Consider the following 17,376-nt stretch of genomic DNA (forward strand, 5'->3'; position numbering starts at 1 on the left):
GTGGCTGGTGGGGGTGCGGCAACTGGCGCGGAACTTTATGTTAGGCATGGCACTGTCTGGGTGAATGGCGATAATGGCTATATTGCCATGCAGGTCAGTGGGTTAGAAGTGCTTCCGGGGGCCGGTCTCACGGATTCAGGTCCTAGTTAAAACATCTTCACCTCACTCGTTACTCTAGACATTGGTCTACCCTCCATTGATTTGCCCATAAGGGCAAACTAGTGTTTGTTAATGTTGACGTTAACATCAACAAAATGTCAGCGCCCAACCACCGTACAAATACTTGAATAACTTCAAGTCGCTTTGACTACAAAAGACAATTAAAGGAGAGAATTTGATGGCTAATGAATTGAAAGGAAAGGTAGCAGCTGTCACCGGCGCGGCGTCGGGAATAGGGCTTGCTACTGTTAAGGCGATGATTGCATCAGGCGCTCGCGTCGTACTCGTTGACCGTGATCAGGCCTCACTGAAGACAATCTGTGAGGAACTGGGCGATGCTGCGATTCCTCTGGTCATGGACTTGCTCGACCCTCAGGACTGCGCAACGCTGCTGTCACAAGTATTGGAGAAAGCTGGCCAACTCGATATCTTCCACGCCAATGCTGGTAGTTATATCGGGGGTGACTTGCTGGACGCTGACCCAGATGCCATTGACCGAATGGTGAGTCTAAATGTCAGCGTCGTAATGAAGAACGTCCAGAATGTTTTGCCACACATGATTGAACGCGGAACAGGTGACATCATAGTGACGAGCTCGGTAGCTGGGCATTTCCCCGTCCATTGGGAACCGGTCTACGCCTCTTCCAAGTGGGCCATGACCAATTTCGTCCAGACCGTGCGTCGCCAAGTCCTGAAACATGGCATCCGTGTTGCTTCAGTTTCACCTGGCCCTGTCAACAGTGCCTTGCTTGCTGATTGGCCTGAAGAAAACCTACGCAAGGCAAAAGAGTCAGGCAGCATTATTGAGCCATCGGATGTGTCTGATGCTGTCATGTACATTCTGACTCGCCCTCGCAATGTGACCATTCGTGACATGGTGGTTCTGCCAAGCAATTTCGATATGTAAAGTAAAATTCGGATAGACAGACTAGGAGCTAGTAGACATTGGTCTGAGTGCTATTGCTTTGTCCGCTGTACTCTTCTAGCTTTTTAATGTTGACGTTAACATTTCATTAAATGTCAGCTTTTTTTGTACCTTGCAATGCAACAACAACAAACCTGGAGCCAACCATGAAAATTAGTAATATCGCTGCCCCCTTTCGCAAGACAGCTTTCCTCGCCGCCAGCGCCGCTGCCTTAACAGCAGTGACCGCATCGGCTGATGAGCATACCCTGACAATCGGCATGTCCTTTCAGGAACTCAACAACGAGTATTTCGTGACTATGCAAGAGGCACTCGAGAGTGCCGCGGAGAGCATGGGAGCTGAAGTGATTACCACTGATGCCCGCCACGATGTCTCCAAGCAGGTCAGCGATGTCGAGGACATGATCCAGCGAGGAATCGACATCCTACTGCTTAACCCCGCCGACTCTGTAGGTGTTGAAACTGCAGTGCTGGCTGCGAAGGAAGCCGGCGTCACCACAGTCGCCATTGATGCACAGGCCAACGGCCCAGTTGACGGATTCGTGGGTTCAAAAAACTACGACGCTGGCTATAAGGCCTGCGAATATCTGGCCCAGCAGCTAGACGGCGAAGGCCAAGTAGCCCTGTTGGATGGCATTCCAGTCGTGCCGATCCTGCAGCGTATCGATGGTTGCACCGCCGCGCTCGACGAGCATGAAGGCATTGAGATTGTCACTACGCAGAACGGCCGTCAGGAACGCACCCATGCCATGACGGTGACGGAGAACATCATCCAGGCCAACCCAGAGCTCGACGGCCTATTTAGCGTCAACGACATCGGCTCCTTGGGTGCCCTGATCGCTATCGAAGCCAGTGGCCAGGATATCAAGTTGGTCAGTGTCGACGGGCATCCCGAGGCCGTTGCCGAGATCCAGAAAGCCGATTCACCGTTCATCGCCACCTCAGCGCAATATCCTGCAGATATGGTTCGCGTGGGGCTTGGCTTGGCAATGGCCAAGTACTGGGGTGCTGAAACTGCGCCTGCAGAAATCCCCATTGACGTTGAGCTGATCGATCGCGACAAAGCCGCCGATTTCAGCTGGTAACCCCTACCAAAGACGCCAATAGCGTGTGCCACCTCTGGTGGCACACAAGGGTACCCCTATGACTCCATTATTATCCTTGAGACATATCTCGAAGTCCTTTCCTGGGGTTAAGGCCCTGCAGAATGTGTCGCTCGATATCCATGCTGGCGAAGTGCATGCACTGCTTGGGGAGAACGGGGCCGGCAAGTCGACTCTAATGAAGATTCTCTGTGGCATCTACCGACAAGATGAAGGAGAAATCATCATTGATGGCAAGCGCTGCGATTTTCACGGTTATCAAGATGCTCTCGACGCGGGGATCGGCATCATCTTCCAAGAGTTCAGCCTGATTCCCTACCTAGATGCCGTAGACAATATCTTTCTGGGACGCGAAAAACGCAACCGATTAGGACTGCGTGACCGACGTGGCATGGTCGCTGAAGCTCAACGCTTGTTCGAGCGCCTTAAGGTCTCCATCCCCCTGGACTGTCCTATCGTTGAGCTGAGCGTCGCCGACCAGCAATTCATCGAGATTGCCAAGGCCCTATCCTTGGATGCACGCATTCTAGTGCTCGACGAGCCAACAGCAACCTTAACGCCCAGCGAAGCCGATCATCTGTTCACCATCATGCGCGAGCTGCGCAAGCAAGAGGTCGGTATGGTCTTCATCTCCCACCATATGGATGAGATTTTCACTATCTGCGATCGCGTTACTGTGATGCGCGATGGTGAAAAGGTTGATGACTGTGATACCGCATCGACCACCCCCGACGACCTGATTGAGAAGATGGTCGGCAGACGCGTCGAGAATCTCTTTCCCAAACGGCGTTGCGATGCTGACTACGACGATGTGGTGCTGGACATCGAAACCCTGCGCCTCGACCCCGATGGTCCCGAGTACTCATTAAAACTTCATCGTGGCGAGATCCTTGGCTTCGCTGGGTTGGTGGGCTCCGGTCGCACGGAGCTGGCTATGGGGCTGATCGGCGCAACGCGCCCCGTACATGCAAAGGTCAGTATGGAAGGCAAATCGATTAAGCTCCGCCACCCAGCAACTGCCCTCAAGCAGGGGATTGGGCTGCTGCCGGAAAGCCGCAAGACCCAGGGGCTAATACTGCCGTTCTCGTGCCGCGATAACATCTCCCTGAATAATCTGACGCAATTCCAGGGCGCCTTGCCGCTGATCAATCGCAATCAGGAATCGCGCACCGCTGCCGATCTGATGGACTCGGTGCGGGTTAAAGCCCCTAGTCCTGAAACCCCGGTCGGTAACCTTAGTGGTGGCAATCAGCAAAAGGTGGTGATCGCCCGCTGGCTTGGTCACCAATGCAAGGTACTGATCTTTGATGAACCTACACGCGGCATTGATGTTGGCGCCAAGTCCGAAATCTACGCATTGATGAAGGAGCTCACCGCGCAAGGCGTGTCAATCATTATGATTTCTTCAGAACTGCCGGAAATTCTCGGTCTTTGCGACCGCGTCGAGGTCTTTTACCAAGGTGAGATTGCCGCCGAGCTTGAAGGCGAAAATATCAATTCACAATCTATCATGCACCATGCTACGGGGGGACTCAGCGCATGAGCCAGCTCGCCTCTACTTCCAGCGCCAAATCTCAGTCACTTAAGACGCGACTGGCCCGCTGGCGCCGTACTCCGATTTTTTACCCACTGATCGGCTTCATCGCCGTCTTCATTGCCATGGCGGTGATCAATGACAACTTCCTGACAGGGAGCAACATGGCCAACCTGGTGCGGCAGTCGTCGATCATCGCGATCATCGCAGTGGGGATGAGTCTGGCAATCCTCACCGGCGGCATTGACCTATCGGTGGGCCCGGTGATGGCTCTGTCTGGTACTGTCATGGCTGGCCTGATGGTCGCTGGTGTCCCACCCTCACTGGCTATCATCCTTGGACTACTGTTGGGCGCCGCATTCGGGGCCTTCAATGGCGTCTTTGTTGCCTTTGTTGGCATGCCTCCGATTATCGTCACCCTGGCGACGATGGGCATCGCCCGAGGGCTCGGCCTGATCTATACCGGCGGTTACCCGATTTCCGGCCTACCGGATAGCTTCGCCTTCTTCGGGCGCGGAAGCTTGGCTGGCATTGAGGTGCCCATACTGATCATGATCGCCGTCTATGCCTTAGGCTATGTGCTGCTCAGCCATACTGCCACCGGCCGTTATCTTTACGCCATCGGCGGCAACGAAGAGGCCACTCGTCTCTCCGGCATCCGAGTGTCACGCTACAAGTTACTTGTCTACACCCTAAGCGGCACTACAGCGGCTATCGCAGGCTTGATTCTGACCTCGCGGCTGATGAGCGGCCAACCCAACGCGGGGGTCGGCTTCGAGCTCGATGCCATCGCTGCCGTCGTGCTGGGGGGCACCGCCATTACCGGGGGTCGTGGCATGATCCTAGGGACTCTGGTTGGCGCCATGTTGCTCGGCGTGCTCAACAACGGCCTGAACCTGATGGGCGTATCACCCTACCTCCAGACAGTCATTAAGGGCTTGATCATCCTGCTGGCGATCTATATCAGCCGCAAGCGCTCGCCCTGATCCCCGACATACTTTTTGGCGAGGTTTAGACCCGCGCCGAGAAAAGGAGAACTGTATGGAAACCGTTATCGGTATCGATATCGGCACCCAGAGCACAAAGGCTCTAGTGCTAGATGGCAATGGCCGGATACTGGCAGAACACAGCAGAGGCTATCGAGTCGATACCCCGCACCCGCTCTGGGCCGAACAGTGGCCTGATGTGTGGTGGGAAGCGGTACTCGGTTGCCTAAGCGCTTGCCTTAGTACCCCTGGCATTAACCCTCGGGACGTCAAGGGGCTTTGTGTTAGTAGCCTCTACGGTGGCTCGGGTATACCAGTTGATGCTGATATCCGGCCCCTCTATCCCTGTTTGATATGGATGGATCGTCGGGCTGAAGCTCAGGTGCAGTGGGTAAAGGAACACATCAACCTAACCCGGCTGGGGGATATCACCGGAAACGGGGTGGATAGCTACTACGGTTTCACCAAAATGATGTGGCTCAAAGCCGAGCGTCCCGATGTCTGGGAGCAGACCCGTTACCTGCTGCCGCCCAACAGTTATGTCAATTATCTCCTGAGTGGCGAAATTGCCATCGACCATAGTTCGGCTGGCAACATCGGTGGCATCTACGACTTGGAGAGACGCACTTGGTCGACAGAGATGCTAGAGGCCTTGGGTATTGATCGTGACAAGCTACCGAGTCGGCTGGTGAATTCGGCGACGCCGGTCGGCAGATTGCTGCCGTCGCTGGCCAGTTCACTGGGCCTCTGCGAGGGTATCCCCGTGATCGCCGGTGGCGTCGATGCGGCGATGGCCACTCTGGCAGCAGGGGCGACACGACCCGGCAATCATGTCGCTATGATCGGCACCAGCATGTGCTGGGGAATGATTAACCGGCGCGCCGACGCCAGCCTGGGGCTGATCAGCATGCCCCATGTGCTGAACGGCGATCAGGAAATTTATACCTTCGGCGGGGCTCTTACCGCTGGTGCTTCAGTCAGTTGGTACGTCGATACCTTCTGTGGTGAGGACAAGGCCGCCGCCGTTGAGAGCGGCAGCGCCTTTGAACGTCTCGAGCCGCCCGCGCGAGAGCTTCCCCCAGGGGCCAATGGTCTGCTCTTCCTACCCTACTTGATGGGTGAGCGCAGCCCCGTGTGGGATGCCCAAGCCAGCGCAGCTTTCATCGGACTTAGCCTTTTTCACCAGCGCCATCATTTGTATCGCGCCGTGCTGGAAGGCGTGACTTTCGCTCTACGGCACAACATGGAGGCGAGCACCCAACAAGAAGTGACCCTTGACGACCACTTGATAGTGGTCGGCGGTGCCGCTCAGTCGGATCTATGGATGCAAATCATCGCCGACGTTACCCGCATGCCCGTCTACACCTACCGAGAGAGCGTTGAGGCAGCGCTAGGTGCTGGCCTGCTGGCCGCCCAGGCTTGCGATTTGCTCGACCTGGCGAAGCCTCTTCAGCATGGCAACCTGGTCGAGCGCGCCATTCCATGCGAGACGGCGGCTTGTCGATACGATGAACTCTTCACGCTTTATTGCCAGCTCTATCCAACGCTCAAGCCGGTCATGCATCAGCTCAATACCAACCACACACTGAGCGAGTGAATTAATTCATGAATTTCGAACTTCAGAATCAACGCATTCTTGTCACGGGCGCTACCAGCGGCATCGGTCTCGACATTGCCAAGGCCCTAGCCGAGCTAGGTGCTAACCTAGTGCTGATAGGCCGCAATCGGGACATTCTTGCCGAACTGGAGCAGTCTCTGGGGGCGCTTACCCTGGCCGTCGATATTACCGATGAAGCGGCGGTCAATGCGGCCTTCTCTGAGATGCCTGCTCTTGATGGCTTGGTAAACTGTGCGGGCATTTCGATCCTCGATGACGTTCTTGACGTTAAAGCGAAAGACCTTGACCAAATCATGGCCACTAATGTCACCGCCAGTGCCGTGGTAACCCGTGAGGCAGCACGTCACATGATTGCGAATGGTCGCCAAGGCAGCATTGTCAATGTATCCAGTCAGGCGGCAATGGCTGCCCTGCCGGGGCATCTCGGCTACTGCGCGTCTAAGGCGGCCATGGATGCCATGACGCGCGTATTGTGTCTCGAGCTAGGCCCCAAGGGCATACGCGTCAACAGCGTCAACCCGACGGTGACGCTGACACCTATGGCCGAACGCGCCTGGGCAGACCCCGCCAAGCGCGACCCGATGCTAGCAGCCATTCCTTTGGGACGCTTTGCCTCTCCTCGTGAAGTAGCTCTGCCGGTTGCTTTCCTGCTGAGCTCAGCGGCGTCGATGATTAGCGGTGCTAGTCTGCCGATTGATGGCGGTTTCACATCTCACTAGTCACCGTGTTTTACCGGCAAGGAGCCTAATATGTACATCGGTGTGGACTGTGGCACCCAAAGTACCAAGGTAGTCGTGGTTGATGTAGATGCTGGCCGCATCCTCGGCGAGGCTAGCCGGCCCCATATCCTTCGCGAGGAAGCCAACGGCCGACGCGAGCAGGATCCGGCCGACTGGCTGGCTGCCTTCCGAGGTGCATTCGCTGATGCCGTGGACTCCGCTGGCATCAACACACAGGCAATCCGTGCCATTGGTGTCTCTGGTCAGCAGCACGGCCTAGTAGCGCTGGACGCAGTTGGGGAGCCAGTGCATCCAGCCAAATTGTGGTGCGATACCGAAACCGCAAACCACAACGCCGCCTTAGTCGAGAAGCTGGGCGGCGAAGAGGGGTGCCTAGACAAGCTGGGGCTGGTGCTACAAACCGGCTATACCGCCTCCAAGCTGGCCTGGCTGCGCGAAACACACCCCGAGGCCTACCAGCGCATTGACAGCCTACTACTGCCACACGATTACCTTAACTTCTGGTTGACCGGGGAACGGGTTACCGAGGCCGGCGATGCGTCCGGTACCGGCTACTTCGATACTCATACCAGACGCTGGCGCGAGGACGTTCTCGCCGAGATAGCGCCAGAGCTCGATCCAGCGCGAGTGCTACCACAGCTGATCGAGTCCCACGCACCGGCTGGGAGGGTGCGCCCTGCCCTAGCTCGGGAGCTGGGACTGGCCGAGGGCGTGGTGGTTTCAAGCGGTGGCGGCGATAACATGCTGGGGGCCATCGGTACAGGCAATATCACTCCAGGACTAGTGACCCTGAGCCTGGGCACCTCAGGGACAGTGTGCGCCTATTCCGATACACCGGTGATCGCCGACAGCGCCATGGTCGCCAATTTCTGTTCCAGTAGCGGCGGTTGGCTGCCGTTGATCTGCACCATGAACGTGACTTCAGCCACCAGCCGCGTGAGAGAACTGCTAGGGCTCGACCTGACAACTTTCAACGAGCGTCTAACCGCCGCGCCTATCGGTGCCGAAGGGGTCACAGTGCTGCCCTTCTTCAATGGCGAACGGGTTCCGGCACTGCCCCTGGCCACCGGCAGCTTCCTAGGCCTGACCAGCGTCAATACCACCCAAGCCAACCTTTGTCGGGCAGTGGTCGAGAGCGCCACCTTCGGCCTGCGCTACGGCCTTGAGCTGTTTGGCGACCTGGCTAAAGGTGCCAGACAGATCCGCCTAATCGGCGGCGGAGCCAAGAACCCGTCATGGCGCCAAATGATCGCCGATATCACCAACACTACCGTAATCTGCCCCACAGTTACCGATGCCGCCGCTCTTGGCGCGGCGTTGCAGGCAGCTTGGTGCGAGCGTTATCCCCACGCCTCGCTCGAAGACCTTTGCGGCCGGATAGTACAACTCGACGAGGGTTCACGAGCGGACCCCGACCCGGAATGCGTTAACGCCTATGAACAAACTTACGCCCGCTATCTTCAGGCCCTGACGGATCACTATTACTGAACATCTACCATTGTATCTGACCCAACCTTTCTCAGTTGAAGGAAATACCCCATGACATATAAGCTCGATGCGCTTCGTCAGCATTCCATGGTGGTCGCCGACACTGGTGACCTGGAGGCCATTCAGCGCTATCAACCTCACGATGCCACTACTAACCCTTCACTGCTGCTCAAGGCCTTTACGTTACCGGGTTACCAAGCGTTAATTGATCAGGAACTCGCTGCAGTCAAAGCCGATACCAGCGATCAGCTGGCAGAACATGCCGTGTATCGCCTTGCCGTGGCCATGGGCAGCGAGATTGCCAAGCTTATCCCTGGTCGCGTATCAACTGAAGTGGCCGCGAAGCTGTCCTTCGACACCGAAGCCAGCATCCGCAAGGCGCACGAGCTGGTTGCGCTCTACGAGAAGCGAGGGGTGGCCAAAGATCGAATATTGATAAAGTTGGCCTCAACTTGGGAAAGCATTCGTGCAGCAGAAGTGTTGGAGAAAGAAGGCATTAACTGCAACCTGACCCTTCTATTCAGCGATGCTCAGACCCAGGCTTGCTTCGATGCTGGTGTGTTCCTGGTGTCTCCCTTCGTCGGCCGTGTCACCGACTGGTACAAAAAGGAGACCGGACAAAGTTTCACTCCCGAAAACGACCCCGGCGTACAGTTCGTGCGTGGCGTCTGCGAGCGGGTCAGTCAAGGCGGTTACGATACCGTGGTGATGGGCGCGAGTTTTCGCACCGCTGACCAGGTGCTAGCACTCGCCGGCTGCCCACGGTTGACCATCTCGCCGGTACTGCTCGAAGAACTGGCTACCACATCGGGCGAAGTAAAGCCCAAAGTGCTTATGACACGCAATGGTGGCCCACGGCCAACACCTCTCAACGAGCCTGCTTTCCGTTGGGGCCACAATCAGGACGCCATGGCCAATGACAAGCTGGCGGAGGGCATCCAACGTTTCGCCGATGACCAGTCGCGCCTTGAAGAGCAGATTGCCGAACGCTTGGCGACCCTCTGACCTGACTTGACCTGACAGCGACTGAATCAACACCTTAAAACTGACTGGGGATTCTCATGCCGTCACGCTACGAGCTGGCTAATGCCATCCGTGCCTTATCAATGGACGCCGTCCAGAAGGCCAATTCCGGTCATCCCGGGGCGCCCATGGGTATGGCCGATATTGCCGAGGTACTATGGAACGACTACCTCAAGCACAATCCCGTTAATCCGGACTGGGCTGACCGGGATCGCTTCGTGCTCTCCAATGGCCATGGCTCCATGCTACTCTATTCACTACTCCACCTGACTGGCTACGAGCTCGGCCTTGAGGATCTACAGAACTTTCGCCAGCTACACTCGCGCACCCCGGGGCACCCCGAGCTTGGCTATACGCCGGGCGTCGAGACTACCACCGGTCCGCTGGGCCAAGGTCTGGCTAATGCCGTGGGCATGGCGCTGGCTGAGCGCACCCTGGCGGCCCAGTTCAATCGTCCCGCGCACACCATCGTCGACCACCACACTTACTGCTTCGTCGGCGACGGCTGCCTAATGGAGGGCATCTCCCACGAGGTTTGTTCGCTTGCTGGTACTCAAAAGCTCGGCAAACTGATCGTCTTCTACGATGACAATGGCATTTCCATTGACGGCGAGGTCAAGGGCTGGTTCACCGACGACACCGCCAAACGTTTCGAGTCCTACGGCTGGCACGTGGTGCCCGACGTTGACGGACACAACCCCATGGCAGTCAAGGAGGCCATCGAGCTGGCCCGTAGCCACGATGATCGGCCCAGCATAATCATCTGCCGAACTATTATCGGCTTCGGTGCACCCAATAAGCAGGGTAAGGAAGAGTGCCACGGCGCGGCATTAGGTGAAGACGAGGTCGCCGCAACTCGTCAGCGAATAGGCTGGTCTCATGCCCCTTTTCATATACCCGAAGAGATTTACCAAGGCTGGGACGCCCGCCATCGTGGAGCACAGCAGGAACGAGATTGGGAGAACCGCTTTGCTCATTATTCTGAAGCCTACCCGGAACTTGCCCGTGAGTTTAAGCGTCGCCAGAAGGGCCAATTGCCGACCCATCTGACCAGCGAAGCGCTCATTGAACATACTCAGGACATGGGCGAATCGATCGCCTCGCGCAAGGCATCACTTTCCTGTCTTAACACGCTCGGCCCACAGTTACCTGAGCTGCTCGGCGGTAGCGCCGACTTAGCGCCCTCCAATCTGACTTTTTGGGAAGGTGCCCAAGCGATAAGCCCTGAGGCATCCGCTGGCAATTACCTGCACTACGGGGTTCGCGAATTTGGTATGGGCGCAATCATGAACGGTATTGCTGCACACGGCGGTTTCATCGCCTACGGCGCCACCTTTCTGATTTTCATGGAATATATGCGCAACAGCGTGCGCATGGCGGCATTGATGGGCAAGCAGGCGATCTATGTCTTCACCCACGATTCCATCGGCCTGGGCGAAGACGGCCCTACTCACCAGCCTATCGAACAACTGACAACACTACGTTCAACGCCCAATTTATCAACTTGGCGGCCCGGTGATTCGGTAGAAACGGCTGTTGCCTGGAACGCCGCCATTAAGCGCCGCTCCGGCCCTACCGCCCTGGTGCTGTCGCGGCAGAATCTGCCGCACCAAGCGCGTGACAAGCAGCAGCTCTCCAATATTCAACGCGGTGGCTACGTGCTGAAGGATTGTGAGGGTATGCCAGAGGCGATTTTGATCGCCACCGGCTCCGAGTTAGGGCTTGCCATCGCGGCCGCTAATGAATTTGAGAGCAAGAACCGTGCTGTGCGCGTGGTCTCCATGCCATCCTGCGACATCTTCGACGCTCAAGATCTTGGGTATCGCCAATCCGTGCTACCAGCAGAAGTTACGACCCGAGTTGCCGTCGAGGCTGGTCATAGAGACTTCTGGTACAAGTACGTGGGGCTAGAAGGTCGTATCGTCGGCATGACCACCTTCGGTGAATCCGGCAAGGCGGAAGACCTCTTCCAACACTTCGGCTTCACTGTTGAGAACTTGGTTGCCGAGATTGGTATATTGCTGGACGAGGCACACCGCCCACGTTAATTTCCCGTAAGCCTTACTGTATCAGCGTGGCAGAGATCGTGACCTCACGGCCAACGGTCGTGGGGTCTTTTGTTTGCTCAAAGAGCAATCGAAATGCTTCATGTCCCAATTGGTAGGTGTCATGCACTGCACAAGGGATCGTTACATCGAAAATATCGGCATAGGGAAGTCGATCAATGCCGACTACAAGGACATCATCCCGTGATACATGTGCATCGTGCAGGGCCCGCATCGCCCCCAGAGTGATCAACTGGTTGAAACCGAATACGGCTTCGGGGAGCTTACCTCGGCGAAGATGGGCGGCCATGTCACGATAGGCCGGCTGTAAGGTGTAGTCTCCTGGACGTTGCTCCAGTGTCAGCGGAACGCCCCCCTCCTTATAAGCCTCTTTTAGGCCAGCTAGACGATGTCGTGTGATTTGTGAGCTACGTGGTCCTGTTAATGTTAGCACTCGTTCGATGTTCTTCTGCACCAACAACTCGCCAATCAATTTTCCGGCAAGGCGGTTGTCCAGTACCACACGACTGAAGCCCGTCACATCCAGAGTTCGATCCAGCATCACCACCGGCAAGTTGGCCTTACGCAAGCGTTCAAGATAAATAGGGCGATAACTGGCGTCGTCAGAGACTGGCGACAGAATGATACCGGCCACCTGGTAACTGAGCAGGGTATCGATCGCCACGTCCTCAAGCTCAGGTGAGCCATCGGTGTCGATCAACATGATGGTGTAGTCATGCTCCTTGGCTGCACGGGAAATTGCCTTGATCACCTCACTGTAAAAGGGATTATCCACGCTGGCCGTTACGAGGCCAATGAGCCGGTTCTTGCGACTTCGGAGATGGCTGGCGAAGGCATTCGGGACATAGCCCAGCTCGCTTGCAGCAGCAAGTATTTTCTCACGCGTCTCTGGCCTGACCTTGTCAGGCTTCTTCAAGGCACGCGACACCGTCATGTTGGTCATGCCCACATACTTGGCGATATCGGTGATAGTTACTTGGCTGCGTTTAATCATGTACTACCCGTATATCTAAATTCTAGGTACATAGAATAATCGAAAATTTTAGGGCATATTGATCTATAGGCCCTTCACGTTTGCAAATAGAAGGTACAGTGAGCGTTAGGAACAACTAAGAGCGTTTAGGAAGCTCTGAAAAAGTCACTGCCATCAGCGATAATACGGCTATCGTCAACTGCATAGGATTCAGTGCGGCCATGGATCAAATCACCTTCTCCGAAGCCGAGTACCAGAACAAGAAGCGAAAGACCCGCCGCGAACTCTTTCTGGAGCGGATGGACAAGCTGATCCCCTGGACGCAGCTGGAGAAGAAGGTAGCCCGTTATTACCCCAAGGGCGAGAGCGGGCGGCCTCCTTATCCGTTGTCTGCCATGCTCCGAGTCCATTGCATGCAGTTGTTTTATAACCTGAGCGACCCAGCCATGGAAGACGCCCTCTACGAGATCGAGTCCATGCGCCAATTTGCCGGTTTGAAACTGGACCGATTGCCGGACGAAACCACGATTCTCAAGTTTCGCCATTTTCTGGAACGCCACGGCCTTGGCAAGGTGCTGTTCCAGGAAGTGAACAACCACCTGGAGAACAATGGCCTGATGCTGCACGAAGGGAGCATTGTCGATGCCACGATCATCTCTGCGCCTAGTTCCACCAAAAACAAAAAAGGCGAGCGGGATTCGGAAATGCACCAGACTAAAAAAGGTAGCTCTTGGCACTTTGGCATGAAAATGCACATCGGTGTCGACGATAAGCTTGGGTTGATTCACAGCATCGAGACCACGGCTGCCAATGTCCATGACATTGTGCTTGCCGATAAGCTCCTTCACGGTGAAGAGCAACGTGTCTTCGGTGATGCCGGTTACCTGGGTATTCAAAAGCGAGACGAGAACAAGCACCGCAACGATGTCTCTTGGTATATTGCCAAACGGCCTGGCACCCGCCAGAAGCTAGATGCCAGGCGACAGAAAGTCGAAAAAATCAAAGCCAGTATCCGTGCCAAGGTAGAGCACCCCTTTCGGTACATCAAACACGTTTTTGGTTATGGCAAGGCTCGCTATCGTGGACTGGCCAAAAACACTCAGCGCCTGCACTTACTGGCGGCGTTCAGCAACCTGCTGATCAGTGAGAAATACCTATGGGAATAGGGCGATTGCGCCCGTTTTCCGCTCAATGAGCGGGAAAGGGGCAAAAATACACAAAGAACAGGAGAAGAGTGTCTGAATTTTCGATTTTTTGTCGGCTCATGTGAGCGTTGATGAATATCGGCAGTTATTCAGACCTTCCTTACCCACACACGCAATTGATGCCAGAAGCATCTGACCTGGATAAGAAGACAATTTGCACACAAATTCCATAAGCACCTACATCTACAATAGGGTAGTTAGCTTCGAACCCGAACGGTTAGCCATCCTACAGTATGTGCAGCAATTGTGGTGGTGGGAGGGGCCGGATGCCAATACAGATTCTTTTCAAGAATAACAATGATCCCCAGTCTACAGCACTTGAAGTAGGCGCTCAGCCGGTACTTCCGGCATTACAACCAGAATCAGTAACATCAAACTCTTGATTTCCAAACACCGGATACGGTGTACGACCAACTATCCATGACCCTGACAGCTTGAGCCGGGAACACAACAGGCTCAGAGCTTAGTAGCACCTTCAAGCTGTCCAACTGACTGGGTCCATCTCAGTCGGTCGTGTCATACTTCACCACACCGTAGCGTTCTACCTTCATGAGGCATCCACAATTATCAGGCAAGATCAGATTATCAATCATTGCAAAGATAGAGATCAGGAAAGCTACTCTGCTGGACGACCAAACGCATATTTGGCAAGTCATTGCCTTCCAACTTGGCCTGACGTTGCGCATCGGGTAGATGAGCCCAGCGCTGACCCAAGCGCTGCTCAAGTGTATGTTCAGGCACCTGAATAAAAACACGCAAATCCATGCGATCAGACACCTTCGCCCACTGTGGATCATCCAGCAGCAGGTAGTTCCCCTCCACGATGACCAGGCGCACCTCGGGATCGATCAACCGGGCGGCGGCTCGAGAAATCTCCATTGACCGATCAAATACCGGCACGGCCACGGCGGTGCCGTCGTCAGCTGTAATACGCTTTAGCATCACATTCAGTCCATCAACATCAAAAGTGTGCGGAGCGCCCTTGCGATCCAGATCACCGCGTTCCGACAACAGCGCATCATCGTAGTGAAACCCATCCATAGGCAAAATCGCCACATGCCCAGGAGATATTGCCGACAACGTCTTGAATAAACGCATGGCGATGTAACTCTTACCAGCCCCCGGCGGCCCTGCCAAGGCCACAAGCCGGCGCTCAGGCCCGTGTAACCAAGGGGTTAGGCGTACAATCAGTTCATCAAGGTTGATAGTATTCAGCATCCGGCAGCTCCTTCTGCAAAAACTGAGACTCCGAGGGATTACCGATCACCAAGCGTGGCGGAATAATCACTACTTCGCCAGCCCGCTCGGCGCCGTCATCAAACCACTCGAAACAGGTTTGAATCATTTTTTCCATATCTTGCCTTAGCATGATGGTATCGAGCGGTAAACAGGCAGCAAAGGGATCCCAGTCAAAGCAAGCCAGGCGGGCATGACGAACCCGCTCGGGATAAGCTTGCCAGAACATGGCAAACCCCTCAAAAGCAGTGATCGAGTTAACCAACAATGCGGCAGGGGGCGTGCCGCCATCGGAATAAAGCGCCTCCAGAGCGGCCTTCGATGCCAGCGGGCTGTACCCACAGCGCAAAATATCGCCTGGCTCAACGGTACGTGAATGCTCGCGGCATACCGACAAAAACCCCTCTACCCGTTGATCTGTTGCATACTCTTCTTCACGCCCACCGAGAAAAATCACTCGCCCGCTCTGAGGAATGTCCTTCAGCAACATACGGGTCAGATTACGGGCACCAACTACGTTGTCCGTCACCACAGAAAATGTATCAGCCCCCGGCAGATCGACATTGACACAACGCACGCCCCGAGAACGGCATAGCTGATTCAAAGGCTCCGGATGACGCACGCCCGCAATGACCAATAGCTCTACCTGTTGGCCCACCAGAGTGGCGGTCACTTGCTCCTCAATATCATGGTCACGCTGAGTACTCACCACAATCGGCACTAAAGAGCGTCGCCGCGCCTCACTTTCAAAGCTCTCAATCAGACCGGCAAAAAAGCGATTGCGATGGTGAGGCACGATCATACCGGCCAACGACGAGCGCTGCATTCGTAGGCCACGGGCACGCTGATTCGGCTGATAATCCAGGTGCTTGGCCAACGCAAGTATATGCTTTGCCGTCGCCTCCTTAATCCGATGATGTTGCCAACTACCGTTGAGCACAAAGCTGACCGTCGAGGTAGAAGTGCCCGCCGCACGGGCAATATCCCTGATCGTGGTTCGCCCACCCGGCTTTGCTCTGGTCATATTGATCTCCGTGACATAAGCGCTGAATCACCATGCCATGCTCTTTTTAACGAGACAAGCTAAAAGGTTTTAGCTTTAGGGCATAAATATGCGCCAAGTGACTTGACGAAACAAGCTAAAAGGTTTTAGCTTTTAGCTGACAGAGGCAACATTAGCTCTGATAACAGGCTCCCAGCCAGCAAAGTACATATCCGTTCGATCTATAAGATCAACAAACAATATCCGCTAACAAGATCAAAAAACATAACGGAAGAACAAACATGAACCTCAGCAAACTTTCACGCCGCGCATTCAAGCTCGCCGCCACCTCAACCATTATGGCCCTCGCTTCTGGCGCTGCCATCGCCGATGACAACCTCACCATAGGCGTTGTTGCCAAGATCGGCGGAATCCCCTGGTTCAACGCCATGGAAAGTGGCATTGAAGAAAAAGCCGAGCAACTCGGGGTGAATGGCTTCATGGTCGGACCTACCAGTGCAGATCCAGCCCTTCAAGTACGTGCCATCGAAGACATGATCGCCCAAGGCGTGGACGTAATCGGCGTAGTGCCTAATGATGCTCAAGTGCTTGAGCCGGTGCTTGCCCGCGCACGTGAGCAAGGCATCATAGTGCTTACTCATGAATCGCCTGATCAGCAAAATGTGGACTGGAACTTCGAGCTTGCCTCCGCCCAGGGGTTTGGCGAGGCCTACGGCGAGCGTCTGGCCGAGCTAATGGATGGTAGCGGTCAGTATGCGGTATTTGTTGGCGGACTTTCCGTTCCTCTGCACAACGCCTGGGCGGACGCCGCTATCGCCTATATAGAAGATAATCACCCAGATATGAGCGTCGTTGGCGACCGCTATGGCGTGGCCGAGGATGTGGACGCCTCCAGGCGTACAGCGCTGGACCTGATGCGCGCCAATGATGATCTCGGTGGTGTACTTGCCTTTGGCAGCCAAGGGCCGATTGGTGCGGCCCGCGCCGTAGCGGAACGCCGCCTAAGTGGCGACGTTGTCGTACTTGGCCCGTTCTCACCAGGCCAGGGACGCCGCCTACTACATGACGGCGTGTTAAGCGGTGGCTTCATGTGGAATCCTAAACAGGCTGGCGAAGTATTCGTAACCCTTGGCACCCTGCTTGCCAATGGCGAGACACTGGAAAGCGGCATGGAAATCGAAGGACTCGGAGTTATTGATCCGGACGTAGACAGCCGCAACATCATTGTCGACCAGTTGATAGAGATCAATAGCGAAACCGTCGATGAGCTGGCCGCTCTCGGCCTCTAACAGCGCCTAGCCGTCCCCCAGGAGCACG

At 55.4% G+C, this 17,376-nt stretch carries 14 protein-coding genes; 11 read left to right on the forward strand and 3 right to left on the reverse strand.

Features of this window, described 5'->3' with window-relative positions:
* Positions 1-337: 337 nt before the first annotated feature.
* From AC13CY_RS00680 to tkt, 9 genes are all read left to right on the forward strand, one after another.
* Positions 338-1,066 carry an SDR family oxidoreductase gene (locus AC13CY_RS00680; protein WP_172514521.1) on the forward strand — a complete coding sequence of 243 codons (729 nt, stop codon included), beginning with the start codon at positions 338-340 and terminating at the stop codon, positions 1,064-1,066.
* A gap of 164 nt (positions 1,067-1,230) precedes the next feature.
* The gene (locus AC13CY_RS00685; protein ID WP_172514522.1) at positions 1,231-2,169 is read left to right on the forward strand and encodes an ABC transporter substrate-binding protein; all 939 of its coding nucleotides are present in this window, start codon (positions 1,231-1,233) and stop codon (positions 2,167-2,169) included.
* Between the two features lie 58 nt (positions 2,170-2,227).
* Entirely contained in the window at positions 2,228-3,730 is a 1,503-nt protein-coding gene (locus tag AC13CY_RS00690; protein WP_172514523.1) for a sugar ABC transporter ATP-binding protein, read from the forward strand.
* Entirely contained in the window at positions 3,727-4,707 is a 981-nt protein-coding gene (locus AC13CY_RS00695) for an ABC transporter permease (protein WP_172514524.1), read from the forward strand. The genes AC13CY_RS00690 and AC13CY_RS00695 overlap by 4 nt, the downstream gene beginning before the upstream one ends.
* Positions 4,708-4,762: 55 nt before the next feature.
* Positions 4,763-6,304: an FGGY-family carbohydrate kinase gene (locus AC13CY_RS00700; RefSeq protein WP_172514525.1), complete on the forward strand. Its 1,542-nt coding sequence runs from the start codon at positions 4,763-4,765 to the stop codon at positions 6,302-6,304.
* A gap of 8 nt (positions 6,305-6,312) precedes the next feature.
* Entirely contained in the window at positions 6,313-7,044 is a 732-nt protein-coding gene (locus AC13CY_RS00705; protein ID WP_172514526.1) for an SDR family oxidoreductase, read from the forward strand.
* A gap of 30 nt (positions 7,045-7,074) precedes the next feature.
* Positions 7,075-8,553, forward strand: coding sequence for a xylulokinase (gene xylB / locus AC13CY_RS00710; RefSeq protein WP_172514527.1), 1,479 nt, complete (start codon positions 7,075-7,077; stop codon positions 8,551-8,553).
* 51 nt (positions 8,554-8,604) lie between these two features.
* Positions 8,605-9,558: a transaldolase gene (gene tal / locus AC13CY_RS00715; RefSeq protein ID WP_172514528.1), complete on the forward strand. Its 954-nt coding sequence runs from the start codon at positions 8,605-8,607 to the stop codon at positions 9,556-9,558.
* Positions 9,559-9,614: 56 nt separating this feature from the next.
* Complete coding sequence (tkt, locus tag AC13CY_RS00720) at positions 9,615-11,624, forward strand: transketolase (RefSeq protein WP_172514529.1); 2,010 nt, start codon at positions 9,615-9,617, stop codon at positions 11,622-11,624.
* Between the two features lie 13 nt (positions 11,625-11,637).
* On the opposite strand, the gene AC13CY_RS00725 is transcribed toward tkt, so the two are convergent.
* Positions 11,638-12,636 carry a LacI family DNA-binding transcriptional regulator gene (locus AC13CY_RS00725; protein ID WP_172514530.1) on the reverse strand — a complete coding sequence of 333 codons (999 nt, stop codon included), beginning with the start codon at positions 12,634-12,636 and terminating at the stop codon, positions 11,638-11,640.
* A gap of 200 nt (positions 12,637-12,836) precedes the next feature.
* Between AC13CY_RS00725 and AC13CY_RS00730 the strand changes: the two genes are divergently transcribed.
* On the forward strand, positions 12,837-13,781 hold the full coding sequence (locus AC13CY_RS00730) for an IS5 family transposase (RefSeq protein WP_172514531.1): 945 nt from the start codon (positions 12,837-12,839) through the stop codon (positions 13,779-13,781).
* A gap of 624 nt (positions 13,782-14,405) precedes the next feature.
* Here AC13CY_RS00730 and AC13CY_RS00735 read toward each other — a convergent pair.
* Complete coding sequence (locus tag AC13CY_RS00735; RefSeq protein ID WP_172514532.1) at positions 14,406-15,038, reverse strand: nucleoside/nucleotide kinase family protein; 633 nt, start codon at positions 15,036-15,038, stop codon at positions 14,406-14,408.
* On the reverse strand, positions 15,016-16,080 hold the full coding sequence (locus AC13CY_RS00740) for a LacI family DNA-binding transcriptional regulator (RefSeq protein WP_172514533.1): 1,065 nt from the start codon (positions 16,078-16,080) through the stop codon (positions 15,016-15,018). The genes AC13CY_RS00735 and AC13CY_RS00740 overlap by 23 nt, the downstream gene beginning before the upstream one ends.
* Positions 16,081-16,340: 260 nt before the next feature.
* Here AC13CY_RS00740 and AC13CY_RS00745 point away from each other — a divergent pair, with 260 nt between their 5' ends.
* Complete coding sequence (locus tag AC13CY_RS00745; RefSeq protein WP_172514534.1) at positions 16,341-17,348, forward strand: substrate-binding domain-containing protein; 1,008 nt, start codon at positions 16,341-16,343, stop codon at positions 17,346-17,348.
* The last annotated feature ends 28 nt before the right edge of the window (positions 17,349-17,376 follow it).

The organism is Vreelandella sp. L-15 (genome assembly GCF_056857635.1).